A 1,600-nucleotide genomic window follows, 5' to 3' on the forward strand; every position below is an offset into this window, starting at 1 on the left:
AGGGATCGGGGGTAAAATTCAGGTACTTTTTCCCTGAAAATTAGGTAACTGACTACCTCAAAATCGGTAAAACCCTACACCCCACACCCCACACCCCACACCCTGCCCCCACCAACAAACTTTTTCAGCAGACCCTAACTAGCGGTTTTGGTTATGCTGCCACGGAATTTTTTCAGAGAAGTAGATTTTAGTACTTGTCAACCGCAGTAACTCGACTGTTGGTGATTTTTTCGAGTTCGGGGGTAAGGATCATGAAAAGTCAAATATTAGCAATTGCAGCTTTAGGAACTTTAGCGGTTTTTAATTGTTTTCCTGGGGTAGCTTATAGTCAACCGCTACTTGTCGGCCAAGAACCAACCACACCCACCTTGATCGTAATTGATGATGAGGAGATGGCACAACTTCCTGTGCCTGTTCGTGATTTTTTGCAGCTTTACAAAGCGGGTAATATTGATGGGGCGGTCGATTTTTGGAGGGATAGTGCGATCAAATTTATATCACTACATTCAGATTCAAGTGAAAAAGATCGAAAAGATGCCTTAGATAAAATTAATCAACAAATTTCTATGGTAAAAAGTGTTTTGAAGGTATTCAATCAGGAGTACGGTGTCTGTAAAGACTATACGGTTCTGCAAGAATATACTAGCGTTCAAGATAGGTATAATATAAAAAGTTTCTTGCTAAGAACTCGACATGAACAAATTTCTCTTTTTTGGAGATTTACTACTATACAAACCCCTAAAGGGACATTTCTATTGTCCTTCCAGTTCAGTACAGATCTGCGAGACATCATCAAGGATGATAAGTAGTACGACATCAATCGACTACACTAGATCAAGGAGGTAGCGTTGCGACTTATCAGCAGGCTGATCTTCAAACAATTAACAGCGATCACTTAATCCCATTCAAGAGGTGGATGATCAACGGCCTGATCAAAAGAGAATCAGAGCTTTGAAAACTATTTTAGAACAGGAAAAAGTCGCCGTTACTGTCCGTTATTCGAGAGGTTTAGCGGCCAATGCGGCCTGTAGCTGTATCTATTTTTTTGCGGAAATACCCGACAATCGGCCATTAACTAGATTGCTAGTCTCCCTGCTAGGCTAAACTAGAGAACTATAACATCAATGTAGGAGCCATTTCGATGCAAAGTCTCTCTAGTGCCAAAGAAAATCGCCTTTTTGTCTATGAAGTCGTCGGTTTAAGTCAAAATGACAATACTGATAACCTAGATTATTCTATCCGTAAGAGTGGCAGTGTCTTTTTAACCGTTCCCTATAGCCGCATGAATCAAGAAATGCGTCGGATTACCCGTTTAGGCGCTCGCATCGTCAGCATTAAACCCTTAAACGCTGCTGCGGCCGAGTAGTTCATCGGAAATTTTGGGTCTGAAACCCCGCCGTTCTAGGTTGGCTTTACGTTAGAATTAAAAGGCCAGTCTCTAAAACCAAGTGGACGGCGGAGCACCTTGAAAACTCGGCTTAGGGGGTTCCGACCAGAAAAGCTTGGCCGGGTAAAAAGTCGCGCGCAACAAGTACAAGAAGCTATAGGCGGTCAACGTACCGTGGGACACAGGGAATCGGGCTTCTGAAATGGGGCGAAA

General features: G+C 42.9%; 2 protein-coding genes and 1 pseudogene. All 3 read left to right on the forward strand.

What is annotated here, in order from left to right:
* Nucleotides 1–251: 251 nt before the first annotated feature.
* The 3 genes and pseudogenes from PX482_RS25820 to cpcD all read left to right on the forward strand — a co-directional run bounded on the left by PX482_RS25820 (nt 252) and on the right by cpcD (nt 1,366).
* Nucleotides 252–809 (forward strand): hypothetical protein, encoded by a 558-nt coding sequence (locus tag PX482_RS25820; RefSeq protein ID WP_147073730.1) that lies wholly within the window; start codon nt 252–254, stop codon nt 807–809.
* A gap of 88 nt (nt 810–897) precedes the next feature.
* A pseudogene (locus PX482_RS25825) lies at nt 898–1,104 on the forward strand (hypothetical protein); the annotation flags it as partial.
* Nucleotides 1,105–1,141: 37 nt separating this feature from the next.
* Nucleotides 1,142–1,366 carry a rod-capping linker protein CpcD gene (gene cpcD / locus PX482_RS25830; RefSeq protein ID WP_002732223.1) on the forward strand — a complete coding sequence of 75 codons (225 nt, stop codon included), beginning with the start codon at nt 1,142–1,144 and terminating at the stop codon, nt 1,364–1,366.
* Nucleotides 1,367–1,600: the final 234 nt, after the last annotated feature.

Origin of the sequence: Microcystis sp. M53602_WE12, assembly GCF_030065455.1 — a bacterium.
Taxonomy (GTDB): domain Bacteria; phylum Cyanobacteriota; class Cyanobacteriia; order Cyanobacteriales; family Microcystaceae; genus Microcystis; species Microcystis aeruginosa.

Excerpts from the sequence above, each read along its gene's own strand:
- cpcD (WP_002732223.1), top strand. The coding sequence starts at position 1,142 with ATGCAAAGTCTCTCTAGTGCCAAAGAAAATCGCCTTTTTGTCTATGAA.
- PX482_RS25820 (WP_147073730.1), top strand. The coding sequence starts at position 252 with ATGAAAAGTCAAATATTAGCAATTGCAGCTTTAGGAACTTTAGCGGTT.